Genomic DNA, 23,678 nt, shown 5'->3' with positions numbered 1-23,678 from the left:
TGCCCTCATAGCATGATTACTTGTGTATAACTGACAGCGCCGCGTACCCCGTCTACGCGGGCGGTGATGCGGTAGTAGGGCGACTTGGGACGCGAGAAGCCACCGCCAATGCCGCCGCCCGTGCCCAGCCCGGTGGTTGATTGCGGAATGACGCACTTCTGTGTCGTATCGCTCGGCGGCCCCGGCAACGCACAGAGCCGGTGGATCACGTATCGCACGCGGTTGCCCGTGCCGTCATCGGCGGTCGCTTCCTTGGCGGTGGACCAATCGAAGGTCATCGGGTTGAACGCATCGTCCCAGGTAGCGAAGTACGCCGCGTCGGGAATGTCGGCGTTGAGCACGTTGGGGGTCGTGCGCTGGTCATAGACCCACTTGAAACCCGCCTCGGTACCCAGATCGGCCAGCGAGGTGGCGTTCTGCTTGAAACCGACGTTGCCGGCAATCTCCACGCCGGTGCTGGTGGTGCGGAACATCAGCAACCCGGAGATCGTCATGACCACCAGCACAACCAGCGCGATGATCAGGACAACGCCGCGTTGCTTGCCCGTGCGCGATTGCCCGCGCGCGCCGCTTGTTCTCATGGCACCACCCCCCAGATCATGTTTCGCAGCGGCACGACCGTGTCGTACACCCGGTATCGGTAGTTGCGCCAGTTGTTGGCGGCGGCTTCGCCAGCAATGGCAGAAGCACCCGAATCGTTGGTGTTGTCGACGTTTCTCATCGCGAAGGCGATCGAGCCGTTGGCCCACTTCGGCGCCGACGCGGTTACCGGCACCGGCGGGCTCGATTCCACGTTCGGCCGCTCGTACTGCCGGCTGCGAATCAGCAGGCCGAAGCGCACGGCAAGCAAGTGAACGTAGTCAGCACCGGTGGGCAGCGTGTCGTACCACTCACCAGCGCCGATGACGCCGTCGCCCGAGGCGTCATAGCCGTACTGCGCCTTGAGCGTGACGACGTCCGTGACCACGTCGGACGCGCTCACAGGGTTCTCGAAGAGACGGTTGTAGCGGGTGAGCGACTGGCGGCTCGGGTCGACCGACCACACCGTCAGGGAAGGCGCCAGCCCCAGGTTGAACATGACACCGGAGGCAATGTCGGTATCCGTGCCGCCCGTCTTGTTCATGACGGCCGTCTTGATCAGGCCCTGGTTGGTTGTATAGATCAAGCCTGACTTGTGCTCGATGGCATTCGGATCCGCAGTGGAAAGCCCGGTGATCTCGACCAGATGGCACACCTTGCCGGAGGCCGTACTGGCAACAATTGCCTTGTCGCCGATAAGAAAGCCCTCGCGCGACTTCAGCGAGTTCGACTCCGCCGTCGACGACACGATCGGCTGGCTGGAAACGAAATAGGAGGAGTTGCCGTAGAGCACATGGATCTCGTCAGGCTTGTCGGTCACCCTGACGATCTCGACCGGGATAAGCTTGAAGCCGATGTTTTGTTCCGTGAGGGTCGTGTTGACCGCATTCACATTGCAACCCATCACGCTGGTGGTGGGGTCGGCAGGATCGCCGCCCGCCGTGCCGATACCGAAGCCCGCCAGTCGAAGGTCGCGGTCGAGCGCGAAAGCGCCCAGGGTGCCGCTGATCTGAGCGTCGTTGCCTGCCCCGACAGTCCGCTTGCGTGCGTCCCACAAGGTCTGCAACTGCACGATGATGAGCACGCAGATCAGCCCGACAACCAGGCCGACCATCAGTTCCAGCAGGGACACGCCTCGTTGCCGACGCGCGTGGCCGGGCCGGGAAGGCGAACAGGTTTGCAAGTCGTCTTTGCGCACGGTGCTCATTTCAGTTGATCAGGGTGGCAAACACATGGCGACGCTTCTTCGGATTCGATGGCACTTGCCAGCACACCGTGATCGTCATCTTGTTGTGACCATCGGCGGTCGAATCGATGCGGATCTGCTGCATGGACTCCGTCGAGCCGGGCAAGCCGCCATTGGGCGCGTCACGCACCGCCGCCGCCCAGGAAGTCACCACCGCATTGATCGAAGGGCCGCCCGAGAAGTCGCAGTCATCTCCGAGCTTCTGATGTTCGAAGGTAGCCAGCGAGGCCAGCAACGCCGCGGCACGCGCATCGCGATCCACGCCTGCGCGGCTGGCACTGATCCAGGCTTCTTGACCGATCTGACTCGCCCACTGCGCAGCCAGGGTGCGGTACTCCGCATCGGACTGCGTGGAGACTGCCTGCGCGCTCAGCCCCACCATGCCGAGGATGCCGAGCATGAACAGCAAAATGGCAACCACGGCCTCGATGAGAAACATGCCGCGCTGGCGCACTGCGCCTCGCGCCGCAGGGATGCGACGCAGCATCGGGTTGGAATGCGACTTCAACATTTGCGTGTGTCCCCTGCGCTCGAGGCAGCCGGATCGCACAAGCGCACCTGGCCGCCCGCGCTGGCGACCACCCGCAGGCAGCGAGCCGAGCCGCCTTCTTCGACACAAGTGCCGCCCTGCTGCTCGAAGTTGACTTTGGTAAGCGCGCCGACCAACGCACCCGCCGCATTGAAGCGGATGCTGGAAAAATCCGCATTGATGACGACCGAGGTTCCCTGCCCGGCACGCCCGCCGCCTTCGGCGCCGACCTTGCCTTGGATGAACACATGCGGGTCTTCGGTCGTCTCGGGTGTCTGGCGCACCATCCAGTTGGGGCCACTGGTCGTCAACGCCGTGGTCTCGACATTGGCCTCCACCGGGGAAGCGGTGGTGAGGATCAGCTCCACGGGAATGTTCCTGCGAAGAGCCTCGGCACGCGCTTGTTGCAACGAGGCAGAGAAAGCCTCCGCAGCGGCGAGGGTCTTCATGTTCTCGGCGTACTGGCGCATCGATGGCGCAGCCATGGCAGCCATCACCGCGAAGATGACCAGCGTCACCATCAGCTCGATGAGCGAGAACCCGCTCTCGCGAGCGGATCTCAGCATGTTGCACCCTTGCTTGTGATCCAGCAGCCTTGGAGGGCACCAGTCCAGCCGGCGTCCAGGCCGGTGGTTTCCTTGGCTCCACTGGCTGTCAAGGTGTAAACGAACCCGCTGGTACTCGTGTTGTCCAGACCTGTAGCAGTCACGGTGTATGCGGTTGCACTGAGGCCCGAGCATGCGAACCCGAACCCCTTGGTGGCGCTGGGTGGCGTTGCAATCGTTCCGGGATCACAAGCCCCCGCGTACGTGCGATTGTCTTGAAAGAACTGCTCCATCCGCGGTCGCATGCCAGCCAGCAGCCCCAACGCTTCAGATACCCGCGCACGCCGCACGTAATCCGAGTACTGCGGGATCGCGATCGCGGCCAGAATGCCGATGATCACGACCACGATCATGACTTCGATCAGCGTGAAGCCGGCACTGCGGAAACGGGTTTTGTAGAAGGTCATGACGGGCCCAAGAGCGCTCTGAGAGCAGCAGACACAAATGTGTATCTTTGTGTCTTAGCTTACGCTTCTTTACGTTCCGTAAAAAACCGCTTATCCGGAAACAAATGCCGCTTGTCGCGTCGGTATGGCCTTAGGCATCGCCCTGAGAAGTTGCGCCGCAGCAGCGATCAAGGCGCCAGTGAATCGACGGACTTGCCCTCGATCCAAGACCTGTATTGATGCGGAAATGCAACGCTGAATCGCTCTGCCTCACGCCGGGCCTCGCTGTGCATGCCCAGCAACTCGGCGCTTTCGATCAGCTTGACGATCACGCGAGGCTCGGGGGAAAAGTGCAGGAGCCGCAGAGCCAGCGCATGAACTTCCAGCGCATTGGCGGGGGTCACCGCGGTGAGGGTGAGTTTGGCGAAAGCCACTTGATTGGCGAACAGCCACGAACCGCTCAACTTTTCGAGGGTGTCTTGCTCGTATGCGGGCAGCCGCTCCTCGCGAGGCAGGTAGATCTGGCTGATGCGAATGTAGTCCCAACTTGCATAGCAGACGATGGCAATCAACCCGACGGCCGGAGCCATCGACAGAGCCGATGCCCACCGCGAGGATCGAGCCGATTCAGTTCGCTTGGCAGACCAGAGCACCCCGAGGCAAAGACCGAAGACCATCTGGAATGGCCCGTACCACAACGGGTATTCGAGCAAACTGTGCAGCACGATCACACCCAGCAGTCCCCACACCATGAGGCGGAACGGATCGCGCTCGAGCCAAGGTCGCGAAGTGACCACCAACCAGAGAAATCCACCGCAAATCAGAACTGCGGCGGGAATGCCGAGTTCGACCGCCAGATGCAGCGGCAGGTTGTGGGCGTTGTCGAGGATCTCGACGAAGCGCGCCCCGGGATACAGCGTGCTGTGCATGTAGTGCGCAAAGCTCAGCTCGCCCCAGCCCCACCCGCGCCACGGATGCTCCGCGATGAGGGTCAGCACGTTGTGCCAAAGAATCAGCCGGCTGTGGCCCACTGGCGCGCCCTCGCTCAGGCGCTGCGCCATGCTCTCGCCCGCGCCGCCGACGAGTTGCGGCAGCGTCCAGGCGGACAGGAAGTACAAGGGGACCAAGCACAGCAGCGCCATCGGGACGGGCAGGCGGTATGGCATGTTTGGATTCGCCGCACTCCGGCACGGCTCGCGTCGCTCCCGCCGCGCCATCCAGGCCGTTACGCCGACGATGAGCAGAAATTCGAGCAGGCCCGTCCGCGACGTAGAAGCGGCGGCCGCCACCACCAGCAGGGCGATTGCCGCTAGCCAGGCAAGGCGCCTGAGGCGGCCCGTGCTTCTGCGTGCCGCATAAAGCCAGAGCGCGGAAATCAGGGCCATGCTGATCAAGCTGGCGAACTGATTGCGCTGGCGCAGATTGCCGAAAGCCTGTCCGACCGCAGGCGCGCTTGTCCAAGGCTCCAAGCGATCAGCCAACCCGAAGTACTGCAACAGGCCGAGCACGGCGCTGATGAGCCCTGCCCCCAACAAACCCTGGGCAAGAACCGCATGCCAGCGGGCGCCGTAGTGCGCGAGGCTCGAACCAAGACAGGCGGCCATAACGGCGGCAAAGATGGCGAGCACGGCGGGGCTGCGGGCACTGAGACCGAGCCCTGCTTCGAGAGAAGCGGCGACAAGGAGTGCGACCACGGCGAGGCAAGCCATTACCCGGCCGCTCAACTGGAGGACGCTCGCGTTGACCAGGATCAGCAAAAGCGCGATGGACAGCCACGACACCAACTGCTGCCAAACGTTGACAGAAGGGCCTGCAACGACCGGGAAGATGAAGGGCAACGCGATCAGAGCACTGCCGGAAGCCGAGGTGGCATCCAGCGAGGCACTCTCAGTGGCAAACCGTGGCAGCAGAGCGAATTTCATGGCCGATCTTGCTCACGAGCCTAGCGCTTCTTTGAAGCGATGCGCGTGACTTTCAGACCTTAGGTTCAATATCAAACGGAAACTGGTTTCCGACCAAGCGCTAGACGAGATAGAAAGCGAAAGCAAGCCCCCTCGGCTCGTCCGTAGGTAGGCAACGAGGGATTGCTCTCCCACCTGAATTAGCCAGCCGACTTGTTAAAGTTGATTTCCATTTTTTTAAATTAACACGACCCACTAAGGGCACTCAAACGAAAAAAGCCGCCCGGAGGCGGCTTAATAATTGACCAAGCTAATTAGACACCCGGGCATTCCTTAGGCGACAGCTTGACGGCCACCGAGGTAGCACAACCCCAAGTACCTGTCGTGCCACCAGTGCCTGCGGTGTCAGCGCCGCGAGTCCAAGTGATGGTTTGACCATTCACTTGGGCGTTGCCAATAAGCGTGCAAACGATGGTGCCACCCGAGTTTGCAGGGGCAGTGGCACCGGTGAAGCCAGTCATGGTAATCGCGCAGCGCTTCGTTGGCGTATTCAGGCCGATATCGGTGACATTGGCGGGCGGCGTGCCCGAGGCAATGCGGTCTTCGATGTTCACCTTGGCGGGAGTAATTTCCGCAAGGCCGCCAGCAACTTGCGACTTGGCAACGTAATCCTGATATGCCGGCAGAGCCACAGCAGCCAAGATACCGATGATCGCCACAACGATCATCAATTCGATAAGGGTAAAGCCGGCCTGTGCGCGGCGAGCGATGGTACGACGGTTCATTTAACTAACTCCAGGTTGGTTGGTTGTTACGCCCGGGAACCTGCCCGGAGCGGAGTACCTTCCGCAGCATCCGTGCCAGCCTGTTTTCAATCGCTTACATCTCGGGATTAGTGATTTTGTTCACACTTCAGTTACAGCGAGTGACACTTCTTGCTCTCGCACGAGACAAAAGGTGACAAGTTTGTCACCTCCTCTTTCCAACCAACTCAAAACGTCAACACCCCGTCCGCCCTCAACCACCGGATGTCCCTGTGCGCCAGCCCCGCGACCTGGTGATCCACCAGCGCGTCGATCTGGCTCATGATCTCCTCGGTCTCCGCGGGCTTCGTGTGCGTGATGTAGATCGGGAACTGCTTGCCCGGATCGATGCGCGCCAGTTCGTCGGCCAGCACCGCCGGCGACAGATGCAAGCTGCGTTCGGCCAGCGCCTGCTCCCTGCTGCTGAACGCCGTCTCGATCACCAGCATCGCCACGTCCAGCGCGTTCACCCGGTCCCAGAACGGCGCATTGCGCTCGGTGTCTCCGCTGAAGACCCAGTGAGCGCCCCCTTCGGCGCGCCGCACAGCGAAGCCGCAGGCCGGCACGGTATGCACCGCCGGCAGGACCTCGATGCGCTTGGGCTCGCGGCTCCCCAGATCCAGCACCTGGCCCACCACGATGTCGTGAAAACTGACGAACGGCGCATCCGCGCTCGGAATGCTCTCGAAATCCGGCCAGATGACGTTGTTGAACACATGCGCCCTTAGCGCCTCGATGGTGGCGCGCAGCGCATGCACGCGCAGGGGACGGGTGCGGCGGCTGCCGACGGCGTCGAGCATCAGGGGCAGCGCGGCGATGTGGTCGAGGTGGCAGTGCGTCAGCACGACGTCGTCGATGCCGGCCATTTCGTCGAGCGTGAGGTCTCCGACACCCGTACCCGCGTCCACGAGCAGGTCGGTGTCGACCAGGAAAGACGTGGTGCGGCAGCCCTTGGCGATGGCGCCCGAGCAACCCAGCACACGAACCTGCATTGTGAGAGACCCCTTGTGTGTGTCTGTCGTCATTTGGTTTCGAACCGGGTTGCGCCGTCCCAATTCGGGTCTTGCGGCCGCAACGCCATCGAGGCTAAACGCTGGGCGTAGAGCTGGTAAAGGACTTTTTTGGCATCGGCAACGAGCAGCGGGGCGAGCAGGTTGCGGCCCACGGCCCAGTCCTGGCGCCGGTACGCGGCAAGCACTTCGGCCCATCGGGCGAGCATCTGCTGTGCCTGTTCGACCGCCTCGGGCGTGCGCGCGGCCAAGGGGGTGAAGACGGCCACGGCCTGGGCTTTGCCCTTGACCAGCACGCTGTCCAGCTCCTGCCAGACGTAGTCCGGCGCCAGCTCGCGTGTCGCGCCGCTGGCCACGATTTCCACCCCGTAGTGTCCGCTCAAGCCCTCCAGCCGGGAAGCGAGATTGACTGCATCGCCGACCACGGTATAGCTGCGGCGCGCGGTCGAGCCCATGTCGCCCACGCTCATCACGCCGCTGTTGATGCCGATGCCCACGCTGATCTCGGGCCGGCCGCTGGCGCGGTGGGCCTGGTTGATGTCGCGCACGGCGTCGGCCATGCCCAGGGCCGCCCGCACGGCAAGGGTTGCGTGGTCGGGCGTGTCGATGGGTGCGCCCCAGAAGGCCATGACGCAATCGCCCATGTACTTGTCGATGGTGCCCCGGTGGGCGCTGATGACGTCGGTAAGCCGGCTGAACACGGTGTTGAGGAAGGCCTGCAGCTCCGCCGGCGCCATCTGCTCCGACAGGCGCGTGAAGTCGCGCATGTCGCAGAACACCACGGTCATCGGCTTGCTCTCGGCGCGCATGCTGTAACGGTCGGGGTGCACCATCATCTCGTCGACCAACTGGGGCGGCACGTAGGTGCCGAAGAGCCGCACCAGCCCTCGCCGCGCATGCGACTCGACGAAGTAGCCCCAGCTCATGTTGAGCGCGAAGGCCAGCGCGGTCATCGCGAGCGCCGACGCCAGCGGCAGGACGAGCCCATGGCCTAGGTAGAGGCAGACGTTGACGCCTGTGAGCGCGGCGATCGTGCCCGCGGCCAGCAGCAGCGCGCGCGGCGCCGACAGCATCGACAGCCCGAACGCGAGCACCAGTCCCGCCGCCAGGATCAGCAAGACTTCGTAGCCGGGCGCGTAGTCGGGCACGCTGAGCAGGCGGTGGTCGAACAGGGCCGAGACGATGTTGGCGTGCACCTCCACGCCGGGAAACGCCGCTTCGACGGGCGTGGCGCGCAGGTCCTGCAGCCCCGGCGCGGTGGCGCCCAGGAGCACGATCTTGTCTTTCAGTTCGCCCGCTGCAAGCCGGCCTTCGAGCACGTCGGCCGCCGGCACGTAGCGGAACGACCCGCCGTCCGCGCCGCCGGGTCCGCGAAACGGCACCTGCATGCTGGCGGTCTGGTCGACCGGAATGCGCAGCCGGCCGAGCCGCAGGGACTCGAGCCGGGCCGGTGCGCTGCCTGGCGCGAAGGCGGGCCGCACCGCGGGCTCGCCGTTCGCCAGCCTGTAGACCGCGAGGCCCAGCGATTCGTAGTACCCGGGCTGCGCCTGGGCGCCTTCGTAGCGGGCCAGCAGCGGCACGCCGCGAATCACGCCGTCGCCGCTGGCGCCGACCAGCGTGTTGAGGAAACCCGCGGCCGGCGCGGCCTGCGCCAGCGCGGGCAGGCTGGCGCCGAAACCGTTCCAGGCCGTGGCATAGACGCCGCCGGCCGGGAAGGCGTCGCCGGCCACCAGCGGCGCCACGGGCAATCGGCCCTTGGCGCTGGGCGTCTCCGACCGGGTGAAGTAATAGCCCAGCACCACGCGCTGGCCCTTCAGGGCTTCGGCGAAGGTGGCGTCGTGGTCCAGCGTCGGGGCCAGCCGCTCGACTTCCGATGCCAGGCCGGGCATGTCCTTCAGCGGCCCGCTCGCGATCTGGCGCAGCCGGTCGAGGCCCGAGCTGCGGTCGGGCTCGAGGAACATCACGTCGAAGCCGATCACGGCCGCCTGCTGGCGAGTCAGCAGCTCGGTGGTGAGACGTGCGATCTTGTCGCGCGCCCAGGGCCATTGGCCCTGGCGCGACAGGCTGTCGTCGTCGACGTCGACGATCACCACGCGCGGATCGGGCGTGCGCGGCATGGTGGCGCGCAGCCTGATGTCGTAGATCAGCCGGTCAAGGCGTTCGATCGCGCTCAGTTGCCAGAGGCCGGTGGCATGCGCCAGCGCCAGCAGCACGGGCAGCAAGGTGACGGCAATGCGCGGCCAGTGCCGCCGCAGCTCGCTCACGGCATCCCGTCCAGGCGGGCTTGGCCGCGGCAAGCCAAGGAAAAAGACTCAGATGCGAACGAACTGCATGCGGGTGGCACCGCTGAGCTCGAGCACGTCGCGCTCCTGCAACGCCACTGCCTCGGTGCCGAGCTGCAGGCCGTTGAGCGTGACATTGCCCTCGACGCCCGCGGCCACGTAACCCTGGCGCCGGCGCGTGACGACCGCCACCGCGTCCCCGGACTTGCCGATGGTGGTGACGACCTTCTGCAAGGCGACGTCCTGGCCTTCGTTGACGCCGGAAAGCACCCGCAGCACGGGGATGCCGAGCTCGACCAGCGCGCCCGACTCCGTGGGCGCCGAAGACATCGGCATGCCGGCGCCGCCCCCGCCACCAGGGAACTCGGGCGTTGCCGAGCGCGCCGAACCGGGGCCGACGGCCAGGTTGCTGCGCGCGCGGAAATGGATGCGGCAGCCACCAACCTCGATGACATCGTTGTCCTTGAGCGCTTGCTTCTGGATGGCGAGCGCATTGACGTAGGTGCCGTTGGTGCTGTTGAGGTCTTCAATTTCGACTTCGCCGCCACTCATGTGCAGCACGGCATGCTCGCCGCTGACCGCCAGGTTGTCGATCACGATGTCGTTGTAGGCACGCCGGCCGAGGGTCGTGCGTTCCTTGGCGAGCGCCACTTGCCCGATGACAACGCCATCGACCGAGATGATCATCTTCGGCATTGCCGACTCTCCGAGTGCAAAGCTTGAACGAAATCGACCAGGACGGCGGGGTGCCGTCCGGGCTTGCTACTTGGCCGCGCGGGAAGTTTCCTCAACGCTGGCCCTTGCCAGAACAACCGAAATATTGTCACGGCCGCCATTGTCGTTTGCAATTGCAACCAAAAGTGAAGCTTTTTTCTGCAGCCCGACATCGTGCATCAGAAGCGTGAAAAGCTGCTCATCCGTGATCATCTCGCTCAGACCGTCGGAGCAAAGCATATACAGATCGTCCGGCCTTGCGCTGTGCTCGTGCATTTCGAGCGACACCTGGGCTTCCACGCCGACCGCGCGGGTCACGAGGTTGCGGGTGGGCGAATTCAGTGCTTCCTCGGCCGTGATGGCGCCCGCGTCGAGCTGTTGCTGGCGCAGCGAATGGTCGCGCGTGAGCAGTTCCAGCTTGTTGTTGCGCAGGCGGTAGCAACGCGAATCGCCGATGTGGCCGACCACCACGCGCTGCGGCCGGAACGCCGCCAGCACCAGCGTGGTTCCCATGCCCTGGAGCTCGGGGTTGGTCGTGCTGGCGTGCAGGATGGAGCCGTTGGCCTCGTCGGTGGCGGCCTGCAGCGCGCGCCGGACCACACGGGACGGCGCCTGCATGCCGGCCTGGGCGAACCACCGGCCGAAGCTGGCGTGCAGCAGCGAGACGGCCATGGCGCTCGCCACCTCGCCGCCCTTGTAGCCGCCCATGCCGTCGGCCAGCAGGGCCAGCCCCAGCGCGGAATCGACGTGGACGGCGTCTTCGTTGTGCGAACGCAATCGCCCGACATCGGTCAGGGCGGCGAATTCCCAGCTCAGCGGTGGACGGGTGGAGAACAGGGAAACGCCGACACTCGCCATGGTTTGCTAGCGCCGACTTCTGTGTGACTCAGTGCGCAGCGGCGTGCGCGCGCCGTTGCAGCATGCGGCCGACGGCCACCACGAACAAAGCACCGGCGGCAGCTGCCGCGTAGTGCAACCAGGGGTTGGCCGCGAGGGTGTCGCGCAGTGCCACGTCGCTCACGATGGTCTCGCCGCCGACCCAGCCGATCAGTGCGGCGCCCAGCATGACGATGATCGGGAAGCGTTCCATGAGCTTGATCATGAGGGTGCTGCCGAAAATGACCAAGGGAATACTGATTGCCAGGCCCAGGATCAGCAGGACCATGCTGCCCTGCGCGGCGGCCGCGACGGCAATCACGTTGTCCAGGCTCATGACCAGGTCGGCCAGCAGGATCGTGCGCACGGCGACCATCATGCTGCCGTATTCCTTCGATTCGCCTTCGCCTTCGTCGTCGCCGCTGAGCAGTTGCGTGCCGATCCACAGCAGCAGCAGGCCGCCGATGACCTGCAGGAACGGCAGCGCCAGCAGCTTGGCCGCCACCACCGTGAGCACGATGCGCAGCACCACGGCCGCGCCCGAGCCGAACATGACGGCTTTTTTCTGTTGCGCGGGCGGCAGCGATCGCGCCGCCATGGCGATCACGACGGCGTTGTCGCCCGACAGGATGATGTTGATCCAGACGATCTTGAGCAGACCTATCCAGAAATCTGTGCTTTGAAGGAGTTCCATGTCTCTGATCCCACTGTGTTTTATTTGAAAAAAGCGCCCGCAATCCAGTGCGGGCGCTTTTTTATTTCTGCGTGGTCCTCTCATGACCCGGCTCTGCGGCCGGTGTCGTGAAGCCGATTCTTACAGCTTGCCCTTGAGCAGCTTGGCCAGTTCCGAGAAGTTGCGCGTCACGGTGAAGCCGCACTCTTCCATGATGGCGAGCTTGGCGTCGGCCGTGTCGGCACCGCCCGAGATCAGCGCGCCGGCGTGGCCCATGCGCTTGCCGGGAGGGGCGGTGACACCGGCGATGAAGCCGACGACCGGCTTCTTCATGTGTTCCTTGCACCAGCGGGCTGCGTCAGCCTCGTCGGGGCCGCCGATTTCGCCGATCATGATGACCGCGTCGGTGTCCGGATCGTCGTTGAAGGCCTTCATCACGTCGATGTGCTTCAGACCGTTGATCGGGTCGCCGCCGATGCCGACTGCCGACGATTGGCCCAGGCCGATTTCCGTCAGTTGAGCCACGGCTTCGTACGTCAGCGTGCCCGAGCGCGAGACCACGCCGATGCGGCCCTTGCGGTGGATGTGGCCGGGCATGATGCCGATCTTGATTTCGTCGGGCGTGATCAGGCCGGGGCAGTTCGGGCCCAGCAGCAAGGTCTTCTTGCCGCCGGCCGCTTCCTTGGCCTTCATCTTGTTGCGCACTTCGAGCATGTCGCGAACCGGGATGCCTTCGGTGATGCAGATCGCCAGGTCCAGGTCGGCTTCGACGGCTTCCCAGATGGCGGCCGCGGCGCCTGCCGGCGGCACGTAGATCACCGACACGGTGGCGCCGGTTTGCGAAGCGGCTTCCTTCACCGAACCGAAGATCGGGATGTTGAAGATCGACTCGCCGGCCTTCTTCGGGTTCACGCCCGCCACGAAGGCGTTCTTGCCGTTCGCGTATTCCTGGCACTTTTCCGTGTGGAACTGGCCGGTCTTGCCGGTGATGCCTTGGGTGATGACTTTGGTGTCTTTGTTGATGTAGATCGACATGACTTGTTCCTTAGGCCTTCTTGACTGCTGCCACGACCTTCTGGGCCGCGTCCGCCATGGTGTCGGCGCTGATGATCGGCAGGCCCGAATCGGCCAGCAGCTTCTTGCCTTCGACTTCGTTGGTGCCCTTCATGCGCACGACCAGCGGCACTTGCAGGTTCACGGCCTTGCAGGCTGCGATCACGCCGGTGGCGATGGTGTCGCACTTCATGATGCCGCCGAAGATGTTCACGAGGATGGCTTCCACGTTCTTGTTCTTCAGCATGATCTTGAAGGCTTCGGTGACCTTCTCGGGGGTGGCGCCGCCGCCCACGTCCAGGAAGTTGGCCGGCTCGCCGCCGAACAGCTTGATGGTGTCCATGGTGGCCATGGCCAGGCCGGCACCGTTCACCAGGCAGCCGATGTTGCCGTCCAGCGAGATGTAGGCCAGGTCGAACTTCGAGGCTTCCACTTCGGCCGCGTCTTCTTCGTCGAGGTCGCGCAGGGCCACGATTTCGGGGTGGCGGAACAGCGCGTTGCTGTCGAAGTTGAACTTGGCGTCCAGCGCCATGACGTTGCCCTTGCTGTCACGGTTGAGCGGGTTGATCTCGACCAGCGAGGCGTCCGTCTCCATGTAGCAGGTGTAGAGCTTCTTCAGGATGTCGACCGTTTGCGCGGTCGAGTCGGCCGGCATGCCGATGCCGTCGGCGATCTGCTTGGCCTGTTCGTCGGTCAGGCCCTTTTCGGGGTCCGCGAACACCGTGATGATCTTCTCGGGCGAGGAGTGGGCCACTTCCTCGATGTCCATGCCGCCTTCGCTCGAAGCGATGAACGCCACCTTCTGGGTGGCGCGGTCGGTCACGGCCGAAATGTAGTATTCCTTGTTGATGTCGGCGCCGTCTTCGATGTACAGGCGGCGGACCTTCTGGCCTTCGGGGCCGGTCTGGTGCGTCTTGAGCTGCATGCCGAGGATTTCGCCGGCGATCCGCTTGACGTCTTCGATGGTCTTGGCGACCTTGACGCCACCGCCCTTGCCGCGGCCACCCGCGTGGATCTGGGCCTTGACGACCCAGACCGGGCCTCCAAGTTTCTGGGCGGCTTCGACCGCCTCCTGGACCGTGTAGGCCGGAATGCCGCGCGGCACCGGCACGCCGAACTTGGCAAGAATTTCCTTGCCTTGGTACTCGTGAATCTTCATGAGGGATGTCTCTCGGAAGGAGGAGGTTGAGAACGGGAGATCTGGGCTGAGAGTGTTTCTGCTCTGTTGCTCGCGGGCGACGGCAGCCTGACGGCTGGGGGCGGCGAACAACCGCGGACTGTATCATGGTGCGCCGCACCAATACTGTACGTGGGGTTGCGGTCAATACGTACTTTCTTCTAGACACTCCCCCGGATTCACAGCGAGCATCCCACCATGGCCAAGGTTTTCATCGACGGCGAAGCCGGTACCACCGGCCTGCAGATTCGCGAGCGGCTCCAGACGATGCCGCACATCGAACTCGTGAGCATCGCGCCCGAGCTGCGAAAGGACGTCAACGCCAAGCGCGACCTGATGGCCGGCGTCGACCTGGTGGTGCTGTGCCTGCACGACGACGCGGCGCGCGAATCGGTGGCGCTCATCGACCAGCTGCCGGGCAAAAAGCCCAAGATCATCGACGCCTCCACGGCGCACCGCATCGCCCCGGGCTGGGTGTTCGGTTTCCCCGAACTGGTGGAAGGCCACTGGCAGGCCGTGGCCCAGGCCGACCGCGTGGGCAACCCCGGCTGCTACGCCACCGGCGCCATCGCCATGGTGCGCCCGCTGGTCGACGCGGGCATCCTGCCGGCCGACTTCCCCCTCTCGCTGCCTTCCGTGAGCGGCTACTCGGGCGGCGGCCGGACCATGATCGAGGCCTACGAAAAGGGCGAAGCGCCCCTGTACGAGACCTACGCGCTGGGCCTGAAGCACAAGCACATCCCTGAAATCATGGCCTACACCGGCCTCACCCGCCGCCCGGTCTTCATTCCGGCGGTAGGCAATTTCAAGCAGGGCATGCTGGTGCAGTTGCCACTGCACCTCGACCTGCTGCCCGGCAAGCCGAAGGCCGGCGACCTGCAGGACGCCCTGGCCGCGCACTACGCGCGCAGCAACACACCCGAACAGTTCGTGAAGGTGCTGCCGCCGACCGACGACGGCAAGCTCGAGCCCCAGGCGCTCAACGACACCAACAACCTTGAGATCCGCGTGTTCCCCAACGAGGACCACCACCACGCCGTGGTGATCGCCCGCCTGGACAACCTGGGCAAGGGCGCCAGCGGCGCCGCGGTGCAGAACCTGAAGCTGATGCTGGCGCTCTGAGCGCCACCCCTTCAGCTTCTTCGCTTCTTCGCTTCTTCGCTTCTTCGCTTCTTCAGGTTTTCAGTTCACCAGCCAGAGCCCGACGCCCAGCAGCGCCGCATGCGCGCCCAGCGCGATATACAGCGGCGTGCGCGAGGGCTCGGCCATTTCCTGCAGCGTTTCGTTGATGCGGCGCGTGAGCAACGCGCGCAGTGCCGCATCCTGCACCGGGCCTTCGCCGGGTGCGACGAGCGGCTCGCCGTGCGCGGCGCGGCTTTCCTGCCATTCGGCCATCATCTCGCTCAGCGGCAGGCGGTTCAGCACGAAGCCCACCACCGAGCGCACCGCCCTGCCCTCGCCCAGCACCGGCGCCACCTGCTTCGTCAGCGCGTCGACCGACAGCCAGTCGGCCGCGCGGTGCAGCGTGCCGTGCGCGCGCGGCATCGCCTCGATGCGCCCGGCAATCGCCCCGCCCAGGCGCTGCGACACCGCCTCGCCGCGGGCCGCCACCAGATGCTGCATGGCGCGTGCACGCCCTTGCGCCACGCCGAGCATCACGTAGACCACGACGAACAGCAGCAGCAACACGGCCACCAGCACAGCGGGTGTGGTGATCAGCGCCACGATGGCGCCGGCCCCGCCGGCGCGCGCGGCGACATTGCCCGGCCCGTTCAGCTGGCTCAGGTAGAAGAAGAAAACGCCGCCGCCCAGGATCACGCCGAGCAGGCCGCCCTTGATGACGGAGCCCGCAAACGCCAGGCCGGCCTTGGCGCCGGTGCGAACGAGGGACGGTTGGCCGGTGGGATCTGTAGACATGCGGGGCTCCTCCAACTGATTTATTAGGTGAATTCCGCGCCACTCCTTCGAATTCCCTTCGGGTCGTCGCGGACTGGCGCTGAAAAATTCGGCGAATGCGAAGAAGTGCCGCATGGCACCGAACGCGTTGAATCATGCCATCGGCCCGGCCCACCAAAATCGCGGTCCATAAACACAAAGGGAGGAATTTCAATGGACCACAGGTTTCAAAAGCCCACGGGCGCATTTGTCGCGGCGTCATGGGCCGCACTGCTCGCAGGCGCCGTCGTTTACCTGATCGGGCTGTGGAACGCCACGATGCTGCTCAACGAAAAAGGCTACTACTTCACCCTGCTGATGTACGGCCTCTTCGCCGCCGTGTCATTGCAAAAGAGCGTGCGCGACCGGCTCGAGGGCACGCCCGTGACGGGCATCTACTTCAACCTGTGCTGGGTCTCGCTGCTGCTGGCCATCGGGCTGCTGGCCGTCGGCCTGTTCAACGCGACGCTCGCGAACAGCGAAAAAGGTTTCTACGCCATGGCGTTCCTGCTGAGCCTCTTCGGTGCCGTGGCGGTACAGAAGAACGTTCGCGACGTCTCGGCCCAGAAGAGCGGCACAGCGCCTGTCGGCGACATCCCCGAAGCCGGCTGACATCGGCAGCAAATCGGTGGGAAGGCGGGCGCCCTACTCGTTGTCGTTGTACCCGCTCGCCCCCATCAGCGCCGACAGCCGCGCGGCGATGTTGCCGACGATGCCGCGCACCTGCACCACGTCGGGCGCCGACTTCTGGTCGATGCGCTCGATGTACGGCACGTTGATCGACGCGATCACGTGGTCGGCCGCGCCCATCACCGGGAACGCGATGTTGGTGATGCCGCGCGTCTGCTGGCTCGGCATGGCAGAGTAGCCGCGCGCACGCACCTCCTGAAGAATGGCGAACAGCTCGCCCGGGTCCATGTCGAGCTCGCCTTCCACGTTGCTGTGGGCGCGCAGCATGCGCGCGCGGTCGATCTCGTCGCGAAACGCCAGCAGCACGTGGCCCGACGAGGTGTCCGTGAGCCCCATCACAACGCCCACCTTGAGCCCGAACGACCAGCGCTCCGGGCTCTCGACCTGCGCGATGACGACCACGCGCCCGCCCTGGTACATGGTCAGGTGGCACGACTGGCGCGCCCGGTTGGCCAGCTCGCGCAGCAGCGGCAGCGCGGCGCTCACCAGGCTTTTCAGCGGCTGCTGGCGGTGCGCCAGCTCGAACATGCGCAGCGTGAGCGTGTAGCGGTCGTTCTCGTCGACCTGCACGTAGCCGCGCCGCTGCAGGGTCACGGCCATGCGGAAGATCTCGCTGACCTTGCGCCCCACCTTCTGCGCCAGTTCGTTGAGCGTGTAGCCCGTGGCGCTGTCGGCCAGCGCCTCCAGGATGTCCAGCCCCTTCTCCAGCGCCGGCGCGGCATAGCGCAGCGCGCCCTCGCCTTCCGGCGCGGCTTCGGCCTCCGGGCCCGTGCTCTGGCCCTGGCTTTGTTGTTCTTCCGGCGCTGGTGCTTGCTTCATTGTTCCCTGCTCAGTTCGACCATCCACCGTCGATCATATGGATCGCGCCGGTGGTGAAGGCCGATTCGTCGGACGCCAGGTACACCACCAGCGCCGCGATCTCCTCGGGCTTGCCCACGCGCCCGAGCGGCTGGCGCGCCACGAAGGCGGCGCGCACGGTGGCCTCGTCGGCGCCGGCCTGCTCGGCCTGCGCCGCGATGCGGTCGCGCAGCGAGGGCGATTCCACCGTGCCGGGGCAGATGGCATTGCAGCGCACGCCCTGCTGGATGAAGTCGGCCGCCACCGCCTTGGTCAACCCGATCACCGCCGCCTTCGACGCGCCGTAGACGAAGCGGTTGGGCACGCCCTTCACGCTCGACGCGGCCGAGGCCATGTTGATGATCGAGCCGCCGCGCTCGAGCATCGCGGGCAGGAAGGCGCGGATGGTGCGGTACATCGACTTCACGTTGAGGTCCATGCTGAAGTCCCAGTCGGCTTCCTCGCAGGCCAGGATGTTGCCGCTGTGCACGAAGCCGGCGCAGTTGAAGAGCACGTCGAGCCGCCCCGCGGTCAGCGCGAAGGCCTGCAGCGCGGCGCTGTCGCGCACGTTGAGCGTGGCCGTCTTCAGGCCCGCCAGGCCTTCTTCTCGGGCCAGCGCCGCCAGTTCGGCCAGCGCCGCCTCGTCCACGTCGGTGGCCCACACGGTGGCGCCTTCGCGCGCCAGCGCCAGTGCGCTGGCCCGCCCAATGCCCTTGCCGGCGGCGGTGACGAGGGTGTTCTTTCCTTGAACGCGGGATGTCATTGGAGCGGTGTCCTTCAGGGGTGTTTGCCGGGTGTTGATTCGCACATGTGAAATATTAATTTCACTGATGAAATCAAATATACGCGACCACCGGACGCGGGATGCTCCTCAAAAACCCGTGGGTGCCCGCATGAAGATGAGTGATTACCCTCGAATTCGCGCAAACCCCAGCTTCCATCCAAAGCCATGCCGTTAACCTCAACGGTGAAAACTAGTTTTACCTAAGAAAACGAGATTCACCATGCCCCACGATCCCGCACTGCTCGCCCGCCTGCAAGCCTGCTACTCCGGCATCCTTCACGACGTGATGCGTGCCGCGGGCATGCGCGACTTCACGCTGCCGCCCACGCTGCGCCCGCTGATCGCCGGCCAGAAGCTGTGCGGCCCGGCCTTCACCGTGAACGGGCGCGTCGACCCCGCGGCCGATCCGCACGAGACGCTGATGGCGTGGACCGGATTCCTGTCGCGCGCCAAGCCCGGCCACATCGCCGTGATCCAGCCCAACGACTCCACCGTGTCGCACATGGGCGAGCTGTCGGCCGAGACGCTGGGCCGCAAGGGCGTGCTGGGCGTGATCGCCGACGGCGGCGTGCGCGACGCCGAATTCATCCTGCGGCAGGGCTTCCAGGTGTGGCACCGCTACTTCACGCCGCGCGACATCGTGGGCTACTGGCTGCCCGACGCGATGGACGTGCCGGTGCGCATCGGCGAGGTCACCGTGAACCCCGGCGACCTGCTGCTGGCCGACACCGACGGCGTGATCTGCCTGCCGCTGGCGCAAGCCGACGCCGTCATCACCGAGGCCGAACACATGATGGGCCGCGAGAACCTCGTGCGCAGCGCCATCCTCGCGGGCACCGACCCGCAAGAGGCCTACCTGAAGTACCGCAAGTTCTGAGCGCCGGATGCCGACCGCTCAAACCATCGACGCCCGGCTGGTGCTGCTCTCGCCCGCCGACAACTGCCTGATCGCCTGCACCCACCTGGGCGCCGGCACCGTGGTGCGGCTCGAAGGCGGCCCCGTCGCGCTGGCAAAGGACATCGGCCTGGGCCACAAGCTCGCGCGCCACGCCATCGCGGCCGGCGCCAAGGTGCTGAAGTACGACGCCGTCATCGGCAGCCTGCGCACACCGGTCGAGGCCGGCGCGCACATCCACACGCACAACCTCGACAGCGACTACACCCCGACCTACACGCTGGACGAGGGCAAGACCTTCGTCGGCCACGGCTGAGGCGCCCTTCCCCATGAACGCTCCCAACCTCCAGATCCATGGCTTCCCGCGCGCCGACGGCCGCAAGGGCATCCGCAACGTCGTGGTCGTGGCCTACCTGGTCGAGTGCGCGCACCACGTGGCGCGCGAGATCACGCTGAACTTCCGCCAGCAGGACGGCGAGAGCGAAGTGCACCTCGTCGGCTTTCCCGGCTGCTACCCCAACGCGTATGCCGAACGCATGATGGAAGCGATTGCCACGCACCCCAACGTGGGCGCGGCGCTGCTCATTTCGCTGGGCTGCGAGAGCATGAACAAGCGCAAGCTCGAGGAGGCCGTGGCCGCCTCGGGCCGGCCGGTGCACACGCTCACCATCCAGCAGAAGGGCGGTACGCGCACCACCATCCGCGAGGGCACGCAATGGGTGCAGTGGGCGCTGGCCGAACTCGCGCAGCAGCAGCGCGTGCCGATGGAGCTGAGCGAGCTGGTGGTGGGCACCATCTGCGGCGGCTCCGACGGCACCAGCGGCATCACCGCCAACCCCGCCGTGGGCCGCGCCTTCGACCTGCTGATCGAGCAGGACGCGCGCTGCATCTTCGAGGAAACCGGCGAGCTGATCGGCTGCGAGTTCCACATGCAGCGCCGCGCCGCCACGCCCGAACTGGGCGAGGCCATCGTCGAATGCGTGAACAAGGCCGCGCGCTACTACAGCACCATGGGCCACGGCAGCTTCGCGCCGGGCAATGCCGACGGCGGCCTCTCGACCATCGAGGAGAAGTCGCTGGGCGCGTACGCCAAGAGCGGCGCCTCGCCCATCAACGGCATCGTGAAGCCGGGCGACGTGCCGCCGCGGGGCGGCCTGTACCTGCTGGACGTGGTGCCCGACGGCGAGCCGCGCTTCGGCTTTCCGAACATCAGCGACAACGCGGAAATCGTGGAGCTCATCGCTTGCGGCGCGCACCTCATCCTGTTCACCACGGGGCGCGGCTCTGTGGTGGGCTCGGCCGTCTCGCCGGTCATCAAGGTCTGCGCCAACCCCGACACCTACCGCCAGCTCGGCGAGGACATGGACGTCGATGCCGGCCGCATCCTCGAAGGGCGCGGCACGCTGCAGGAGGTGGGCCAGGAGATCTTCGACGCGGTGCGCGGCGTGGCCGCTGGCGCCGCAACCAAGTCGGAGGCGCTGGGGCACCGCGAATTCATCCTGACCTACAAGGCCTTCGAACCGCTCGGCCCTTCGTGCCTGCCGCTCGCCAGCATCGCGCGCGCCGCTTGACCGGTGCAGGCGGCGCCATCGGCGCGCTTCCCGTCCTTACCGCCTTTATCGCCCTCTCCTTCCTGGACTCCCGGAGCCCCATTCCTTGAACTACCAGTTCGATTTCGCGCCCGTGCTCGCACAGTGGCCGCTGCTGCTCGAAGGCGCATGGACCACGGTGCAGCTGTCCTTCATCGCGACCGTGCTGGGCTTTGCGCTCGGCACCGTCTGCGCACTGGGCCGCAACAGCCGCCATGGCTGGCTGCGCAACCTCACGGGCGGCTATGTGGAGGCCATTCGCAACACGCCGTTGCTGATCCAGAGCTACTTCCTGATCTTCGGCCTCTCGAGCGCGGGCGTGACGATGCCGATCATGGTGGGCGCGGTGCTCGCGCTGGTGGTGAACATCGGCGCGTACAGCTGCGAGATCGTCCGCGCGGGCATCGAGTCGATCCACAAGGGCCAGCTCGAGGCGGCGCAGTGCCTCGGCCTGTCGAAGGTGCAGGTGTTCTGGCATGTGATCCTGCGGCCCGCCGTGGAGCGCGTGTACCCGGCGCTCGCGAGCCAGTTCGTGCTGCTGATGCTGGCCTCCAGCATCATGTCGTCGATCGGCGCGGAAGAGCTCTTCGGCGTGGCCAACCGCATCCAGTCGGACACCTTCCGCAACTTCGAGATCTTCATCGTTCTGTGGGTGGTGTACCTGGCGCTGTCGTACGCCATGCGCCTGGGTTTCTGGCTGCTGGGCATGCTGATCTTCCCGCGCCGGCGCAAGCTCGGCACGCCGTTGTGAAGAGGATCTGGACATGACGTTCATGCCGGTCGAACACCTCGGCTTTCTCGTGATGGGCGCGTGGGGCACGGTGCAGCTCTCGGCGCTCGCGTTCGTGGGCGGCGGGCTCATCGGCCTGGCGGTGGCGCTGGCGCGCGTGTCGCCCATCAAGGCGGTGCGCGTGGCCGCCGCGGGCTACATCCAGGTCATCCAGGGCACGCCGCTGCTGGTGCTGATGGGCGTGTGCTTCTTCGGGCCGAACATCGTGGGCATCGGCTCGGTGCCCGCGCTGGCCGCGGCGGCGCTGGCCATCACCATCTACGCGAGCGCCTTCCTCGGCGAGATCTGGCGCGGCTGCATCCAGGCCGTGCCGCGCAGCCAGTGGGAGGCCGCCGAATGCCTGGCGCTCACGCGCTGGGAGCGCATGCGCCGCGTGATCCTGCCGCAGGCGCTGCGCATCGCGACGCCGCCCACCGTGGGCTTCCTGGTGCAGATCATCAAGAACACGTCGATCGCCTCGCTGGTGGTCGGCTACGCCGAGCTTTCGTACAACGCCAAGGTGCTGAACAACTCGACGTTCCAGCCCTTCCTGTATTTCGGGTGCGCGGTGGTGCTGTATTTCGTTCTCTGTTATCCGCTGTCGCGATGGAGTCGCGCCCTTGAAAGGAAGCTCAATGCAGCCCGTGGTTGAACTCAACGGCGTACACAAGCACTTCGGCAAGCTGCATGTGCTGAAGGGCGTGTCGTTCTCGGTCGCGCGCGGGCAGGTGGTGGCCATCATCGGCCAGAGCGGCTCGGGCAAGAGCACGGCGCTGCGCTGCATCGACCGGCTGGAGACCATCGACAGCGGCACCATCCAGTGCTGCGGCCACGCGGTGCACGACACGGCGCTGAACCTGCGCGACCTGCGCAAGGACGTGGGCATCGTGTTCCAGAGCTACAACCTGTTCCCGCACCTCACGGTGAAGCAGAACATCACGCTGGCGCCGCAGTCGGTGAAGAAGATGAGCGCGTCCGAAGCCGGCGCCGTCGCCATGGAAGTGCTCGAGCGCGTGGGCCTGGCCGAGAAGGCCGACGCCTACCCCGAGCAGCTCTCCGGCGGCCAGCAGCAGCGCGTGGCCATCGCGCGTTCGCTGGCGATGAAGCCGCAGCTCATGCTGTTCGACGAAGTGACTTCCGCGCTCGACCCGCAGCTCACCGGCGAAGTGCTCAAGGTGATGGAGAAGCTCGCGGCCGAGGGCATGACCATGATCCTGGTGACGCACGAGATGGCGTTCGCGCGCGGCGTGGCCGACAAGGTCATCTACATGCACCAGGGGCTGGTGTGGGAGCAGGGCGACGCCAGCATCCTGAGCAACCCGCAGACGCCCGAGCTGCGCAACTTTGTCGGCACCGGGCTCTGAGTCGGGCCGCGGTCTTTCTTCTTTCCTTCCCCACAACTCCAGGAGACATTCGATGACCCGTTCCCTCTCGCCCAAGCGCCGCGGTGCCTTGCTATCTACCCTGATGCTGGCCCTGCCGCTGGCCTTCGCCAGCGCCTCGGCGCAGGCCGACCAGCTCGACACCATCACCGCCGCCAAGAAGATCCGCGTGGCCATCGACCTGGCCGTGCCGCCCTACGGCCTGAAGGACGAGAAGCTCAACGCCACCGGCTCCGACGTGGAGACCGCGCGCCTGCTCGCGAAGAGCCTGGGCCTGGAGCTCGAGATCGTGCCGACCACCGGCGCCAACCGCATTCCGTTCCTGCAGACCGACAAGGCCGACATCGTCATCTCCAGCATGTCGGTGACGCCCGAGCGCGAGAAGGTCGTCGACTTCTCGGTGCCCTACGCCGCCATCCTGGCGGTGGTGGGCGCGCCCAAGAGCATGACCATCACCGGCCCGGGCGACCTGGCCGGCAAGAAGGTGATTGCCACGCGCGGCACCACCAACGACCAGGAACTGACCAAGGTGCTGCCGGCCGGCGCGCAGGTGATTCGCTTCGACGACGACGCCACCTCCATCACCGCCGTGGTGAGCGGGCAGGCCGACATCTTCGCAACGGCGCCGCCGCTCCTGAAGACCATCAACGAGAAGAGCCCCGCCAAGCAGATGGAGCCGAAGTTCACCATGAAGGTCAACATGCTCGCCATCGGCATGCGCAAGAACGAGCCGCGCCTGAAGGCCAGGCTCGACGACTTCGTGAAGGCGCAGCTCAAGAGCGGCGAGCTCAACACCATCTACAAGAAGTTCCACGGCGCCGACCTCCCGGCCGACGTGATGCGCAACGGAGCCTGACATGCCGGCCTCCCGGCTTTTCACTTCGCTTCGCTCCGTGTCCGTGTAATTCGCCACCTCCCGAGGAGGAGGCGCGGCTCGCCTTGGGGCGGCCCGGCGGCGGCCGC

General features: G+C 65.5%; 26 protein-coding genes. 9 read left to right on the top strand and 17 right to left on the bottom strand.

Going from position 1 to position 23,678, the window contains the following annotated elements; genetic code table 11:
* Window positions 1-5 precede the first annotated feature (5 nt).
* From BM013_RS17965 to sucC, 14 genes are all read right to left on the bottom strand, one after another.
* On the bottom strand, window positions 6-581 hold the full coding sequence (locus BM013_RS17965) for a pilus assembly PilX family protein (RefSeq protein ID WP_093128992.1): 576 nt from the start codon (window positions 579-581) through the stop codon (window positions 6-8).
* Complete coding sequence (locus BM013_RS17960; protein ID WP_218153663.1) at window positions 578-1,777, bottom strand: PilW family protein; 1,200 nt, start codon at window positions 1,775-1,777, stop codon at window positions 578-580. The genes BM013_RS17965 and BM013_RS17960 overlap by 4 nt, the downstream gene beginning before the upstream one ends.
* A 10-nt stretch (window positions 1,778-1,787) precedes the next feature.
* Window positions 1,788-2,312: a PilV family protein gene (locus BM013_RS17955; protein WP_143098293.1), complete on the bottom strand. Its 525-nt coding sequence runs from the start codon at window positions 2,310-2,312 to the stop codon at window positions 1,788-1,790.
* A gap of 17 nt (window positions 2,313-2,329) precedes the next feature.
* A complete protein-coding gene (locus BM013_RS17950; RefSeq protein WP_093129149.1) occupies window positions 2,330-2,920 on the bottom strand; it encodes a GspH/FimT family pseudopilin in 591 nt (196 codons plus the stop codon).
* Window positions 2,914-3,366 (bottom strand): type IV pilin protein, encoded by a 453-nt coding sequence (locus BM013_RS17945; RefSeq protein ID WP_093128989.1) that lies wholly within the window; start codon window positions 3,364-3,366, stop codon window positions 2,914-2,916. Before BM013_RS17945 ends, BM013_RS17950 begins: the two co-directional genes overlap by 7 nt.
* 167 nt (window positions 3,367-3,533) lie before the next feature.
* Window positions 3,534-5,267 (bottom strand): PglL family O-oligosaccharyltransferase, encoded by a 1,734-nt coding sequence (locus BM013_RS17940; RefSeq protein WP_093128988.1) that lies wholly within the window; start codon window positions 5,265-5,267, stop codon window positions 3,534-3,536.
* Between the two features lie 293 nt (window positions 5,268-5,560).
* Window positions 5,561-6,031, bottom strand: a complete 471-nt coding sequence (locus BM013_RS17935) for a pilin (RefSeq protein WP_093128987.1) — start codon at window positions 6,029-6,031, stop codon at window positions 5,561-5,563.
* 206 nt (window positions 6,032-6,237) lie between these two features.
* Window positions 6,238-7,041: a 3',5'-cyclic-nucleotide phosphodiesterase gene (locus BM013_RS17930; protein WP_093128986.1), complete on the bottom strand. Its 804-nt coding sequence runs from the start codon at window positions 7,039-7,041 to the stop codon at window positions 6,238-6,240.
* A 29-nt stretch (window positions 7,042-7,070) separates the two neighbouring features.
* Complete coding sequence (locus BM013_RS17925) at window positions 7,071-9,323, bottom strand: CHASE2 domain-containing protein (RefSeq protein WP_093128985.1); 2,253 nt, start codon at window positions 9,321-9,323, stop codon at window positions 7,071-7,073.
* Between the two features lie 48 nt (window positions 9,324-9,371).
* Entirely contained in the window at window positions 9,372-10,037 is a 666-nt protein-coding gene (locus BM013_RS17920; RefSeq protein WP_093128984.1) for an FHA domain-containing protein, read from the bottom strand.
* Between the two features lie 66 nt (window positions 10,038-10,103).
* Window positions 10,104-10,913 carry a Stp1/IreP family PP2C-type Ser/Thr phosphatase gene (locus tag BM013_RS17915; RefSeq protein WP_093128983.1) on the bottom strand — a complete coding sequence of 270 codons (810 nt, stop codon included), beginning with the start codon at window positions 10,911-10,913 and terminating at the stop codon, window positions 10,104-10,106.
* A 28-nt stretch (window positions 10,914-10,941) separates the two neighbouring features.
* The gene (locus tag BM013_RS17910) at window positions 10,942-11,625 is read right to left on the bottom strand and encodes a TerC family protein (protein WP_093128982.1); all 684 of its coding nucleotides are present in this window, start codon (window positions 11,623-11,625) and stop codon (window positions 10,942-10,944) included.
* A gap of 120 nt (window positions 11,626-11,745) precedes the next feature.
* A complete protein-coding gene (gene sucD / locus BM013_RS17905; RefSeq protein ID WP_093128981.1) occupies window positions 11,746-12,639 on the bottom strand; it encodes a succinate--CoA ligase subunit alpha in 894 nt (297 codons plus the stop codon).
* Between the two features lie 10 nt (window positions 12,640-12,649).
* Entirely contained in the window at window positions 12,650-13,816 is a 1,167-nt protein-coding gene (sucC, locus tag BM013_RS17900; RefSeq protein ID WP_093128980.1) for an ADP-forming succinate--CoA ligase subunit beta, read from the bottom strand.
* 216 nt (window positions 13,817-14,032) lie between these two features.
* On the opposite strand from sucC, the gene argC reads away from it, so the two are divergent.
* Complete coding sequence (gene argC / locus BM013_RS17895) at window positions 14,033-14,956, top strand: N-acetyl-gamma-glutamyl-phosphate reductase (RefSeq protein WP_093128979.1); 924 nt, start codon at window positions 14,033-14,035, stop codon at window positions 14,954-14,956.
* 60 nt (window positions 14,957-15,016) lie between these two features.
* Here argC and BM013_RS17890 read toward each other — a convergent pair whose 3' ends face one another.
* Window positions 15,017-15,751, bottom strand: coding sequence for a hypothetical protein (locus tag BM013_RS17890; protein ID WP_093128978.1), 735 nt, complete (start codon window positions 15,749-15,751; stop codon window positions 15,017-15,019).
* Between the two features lie 192 nt (window positions 15,752-15,943).
* Here BM013_RS17890 and yiaA point away from each other — a divergent pair, with 192 nt between their 5' ends.
* The gene (gene yiaA / locus BM013_RS17885) at window positions 15,944-16,381 is read left to right on the top strand and encodes an inner membrane protein YiaA (RefSeq protein ID WP_093128977.1); all 438 of its coding nucleotides are present in this window, start codon (window positions 15,944-15,946) and stop codon (window positions 16,379-16,381) included.
* Between the two features lie 33 nt (window positions 16,382-16,414).
* On the opposite strand, the gene BM013_RS17880 is transcribed toward yiaA, so the two are convergent.
* Both BM013_RS17880 and BM013_RS17875 read right to left on the bottom strand, forming a co-directional pair.
* Window positions 16,415-17,278 (bottom strand): IclR family transcriptional regulator, encoded by an 864-nt coding sequence (locus tag BM013_RS17880; protein ID WP_093128976.1) that lies wholly within the window; start codon window positions 17,276-17,278, stop codon window positions 16,415-16,417.
* Between the two features lie 10 nt (window positions 17,279-17,288).
* A complete protein-coding gene (locus BM013_RS17875; RefSeq protein WP_093128975.1) occupies window positions 17,289-18,059 on the bottom strand; it encodes an SDR family oxidoreductase in 771 nt (256 codons plus the stop codon).
* A gap of 241 nt (window positions 18,060-18,300) precedes the next feature.
* Here BM013_RS17875 and BM013_RS17870 point away from each other — a divergent pair, with 241 nt between their 5' ends.
* From BM013_RS17870 to BM013_RS17840, 7 genes are all read left to right on the top strand, one after another.
* On the top strand, window positions 18,301-18,957 hold the full coding sequence (locus tag BM013_RS17870) for an RraA family protein (protein WP_093128974.1): 657 nt from the start codon (window positions 18,301-18,303) through the stop codon (window positions 18,955-18,957).
* 7 nt (window positions 18,958-18,964) lie between these two features.
* Window positions 18,965-19,291, top strand: a complete 327-nt coding sequence (locus BM013_RS17865) for a UxaA family hydrolase (RefSeq protein WP_093128973.1) — start codon at window positions 18,965-18,967, stop codon at window positions 19,289-19,291.
* Window positions 19,292-19,304: 13 nt separating this feature from the next.
* A complete protein-coding gene (locus tag BM013_RS17860; protein WP_093128972.1) occupies window positions 19,305-20,546 on the top strand; it encodes a UxaA family hydrolase in 1,242 nt (413 codons plus the stop codon).
* Between the two features lie 85 nt (window positions 20,547-20,631).
* On the top strand, window positions 20,632-21,315 hold the full coding sequence (locus tag BM013_RS17855; protein ID WP_093128971.1) for an amino acid ABC transporter permease: 684 nt from the start codon (window positions 20,632-20,634) through the stop codon (window positions 21,313-21,315).
* Window positions 21,316-21,337: 22 nt separating this feature from the next.
* Window positions 21,338-21,985: an amino acid ABC transporter permease gene (locus BM013_RS17850; protein WP_218153668.1), complete on the top strand. Its 648-nt coding sequence runs from the start codon at window positions 21,338-21,340 to the stop codon at window positions 21,983-21,985.
* A complete protein-coding gene (locus BM013_RS17845; RefSeq protein ID WP_093128969.1) occupies window positions 21,969-22,697 on the top strand; it encodes an amino acid ABC transporter ATP-binding protein in 729 nt (242 codons plus the stop codon). Before BM013_RS17850 ends, BM013_RS17845 begins: the two co-directional genes overlap by 17 nt.
* A 52-nt stretch (window positions 22,698-22,749) precedes the next feature.
* Window positions 22,750-23,571 (top strand): transporter substrate-binding domain-containing protein, encoded by an 822-nt coding sequence (locus BM013_RS17840; protein ID WP_093128968.1) that lies wholly within the window; start codon window positions 22,750-22,752, stop codon window positions 23,569-23,571.
* Window positions 23,572-23,678 lie beyond the last annotated feature (107 nt).

Source organism: Variovorax sp. OK605 (assembly GCF_900115445.1).
Lineage (GTDB): Bacteria > Pseudomonadota > Gammaproteobacteria > Burkholderiales > Burkholderiaceae_C > Variovorax.
This window is presented reverse-complemented; position numbering and strand designations above follow the sequence as displayed.

Coding starts and splice junctions, on each gene's coding strand:
- BM013_RS17965 (WP_093128992.1), bottom strand. CDS start 581: ATGAGAACAAGCGGCGCGCGCGGGCAATCGCGCACGGGCAAGCAACGC.
- BM013_RS17955 (WP_143098293.1), bottom strand. CDS start 2,312: ATGCTGCGTCGCATCCCTGCGGCGCGAGGCGCAGTGCGCCAGCGCGGC.
- BM013_RS17950 (WP_093129149.1), bottom strand. CDS start 2,920: ATGCTGAGATCCGCTCGCGAGAGCGGGTTCTCGCTCATCGAGCTGATG.
- BM013_RS17945 (WP_093128989.1), bottom strand. CDS start 3,366: ATGACCTTCTACAAAACCCGTTTCCGCAGTGCCGGCTTCACGCTGATC.
- BM013_RS17940 (WP_093128988.1), bottom strand. CDS start 5,267: ATGAAATTCGCTCTGCTGCCACGGTTTGCCACTGAGAGTGCCTCGCTG.
- BM013_RS17935 (WP_093128987.1), bottom strand. CDS start 6,031: ATGAACCGTCGTACCATCGCTCGCCGCGCACAGGCCGGCTTTACCCTT.
- BM013_RS17930 (WP_093128986.1), bottom strand. CDS start 7,041: ATGCAGGTTCGTGTGCTGGGTTGCTCGGGCGCCATCGCCAAGGGCTGC.
- BM013_RS17920 (WP_093128984.1), bottom strand. CDS start 10,037: ATGCCGAAGATGATCATCTCGGTCGATGGCGTTGTCATCGGGCAAGTG.
- BM013_RS17915 (WP_093128983.1), bottom strand. CDS start 10,913: ATGGCGAGTGTCGGCGTTTCCCTGTTCTCCACCCGTCCACCGCTGAGC.
- BM013_RS17910 (WP_093128982.1), bottom strand. CDS start 11,625: ATGGAACTCCTTCAAAGCACAGATTTCTGGATAGGTCTGCTCAAGATC.
- sucD (WP_093128981.1), bottom strand. CDS start 12,639: ATGTCGATCTACATCAACAAAGACACCAAAGTCATCACCCAAGGCATC.
- sucC (WP_093128980.1), bottom strand. CDS start 13,816: ATGAAGATTCACGAGTACCAAGGCAAGGAAATTCTTGCCAAGTTCGGC.
- argC (WP_093128979.1), top strand. CDS start 14,033: ATGGCCAAGGTTTTCATCGACGGCGAAGCCGGTACCACCGGCCTGCAG.
- BM013_RS17890 (WP_093128978.1), bottom strand. CDS start 15,751: ATGTCTACAGATCCCACCGGCCAACCGTCCCTCGTTCGCACCGGCGCC.
- yiaA (WP_093128977.1), top strand. CDS start 15,944: ATGGACCACAGGTTTCAAAAGCCCACGGGCGCATTTGTCGCGGCGTCA.
- BM013_RS17880 (WP_093128976.1), bottom strand. CDS start 17,278: ATGAAGCAAGCACCAGCGCCGGAAGAACAACAAAGCCAGGGCCAGAGC.
- BM013_RS17875 (WP_093128975.1), bottom strand. CDS start 18,059: ATGACATCCCGCGTTCAAGGAAAGAACACCCTCGTCACCGCCGCCGGC.
- BM013_RS17870 (WP_093128974.1), top strand. CDS start 18,301: ATGCCCCACGATCCCGCACTGCTCGCCCGCCTGCAAGCCTGCTACTCC.
- BM013_RS17865 (WP_093128973.1), top strand. CDS start 18,965: ATGCCGACCGCTCAAACCATCGACGCCCGGCTGGTGCTGCTCTCGCCC.
- BM013_RS17860 (WP_093128972.1), top strand. CDS start 19,305: ATGAACGCTCCCAACCTCCAGATCCATGGCTTCCCGCGCGCCGACGGC.
- BM013_RS17850 (WP_218153668.1), top strand. CDS start 21,338: ATGCCGGTCGAACACCTCGGCTTTCTCGTGATGGGCGCGTGGGGCACG.
- BM013_RS17845 (WP_093128969.1), top strand. CDS start 21,969: ATGCAGCCCGTGGTTGAACTCAACGGCGTACACAAGCACTTCGGCAAG.
- BM013_RS17840 (WP_093128968.1), top strand. CDS start 22,750: ATGACCCGTTCCCTCTCGCCCAAGCGCCGCGGTGCCTTGCTATCTACC.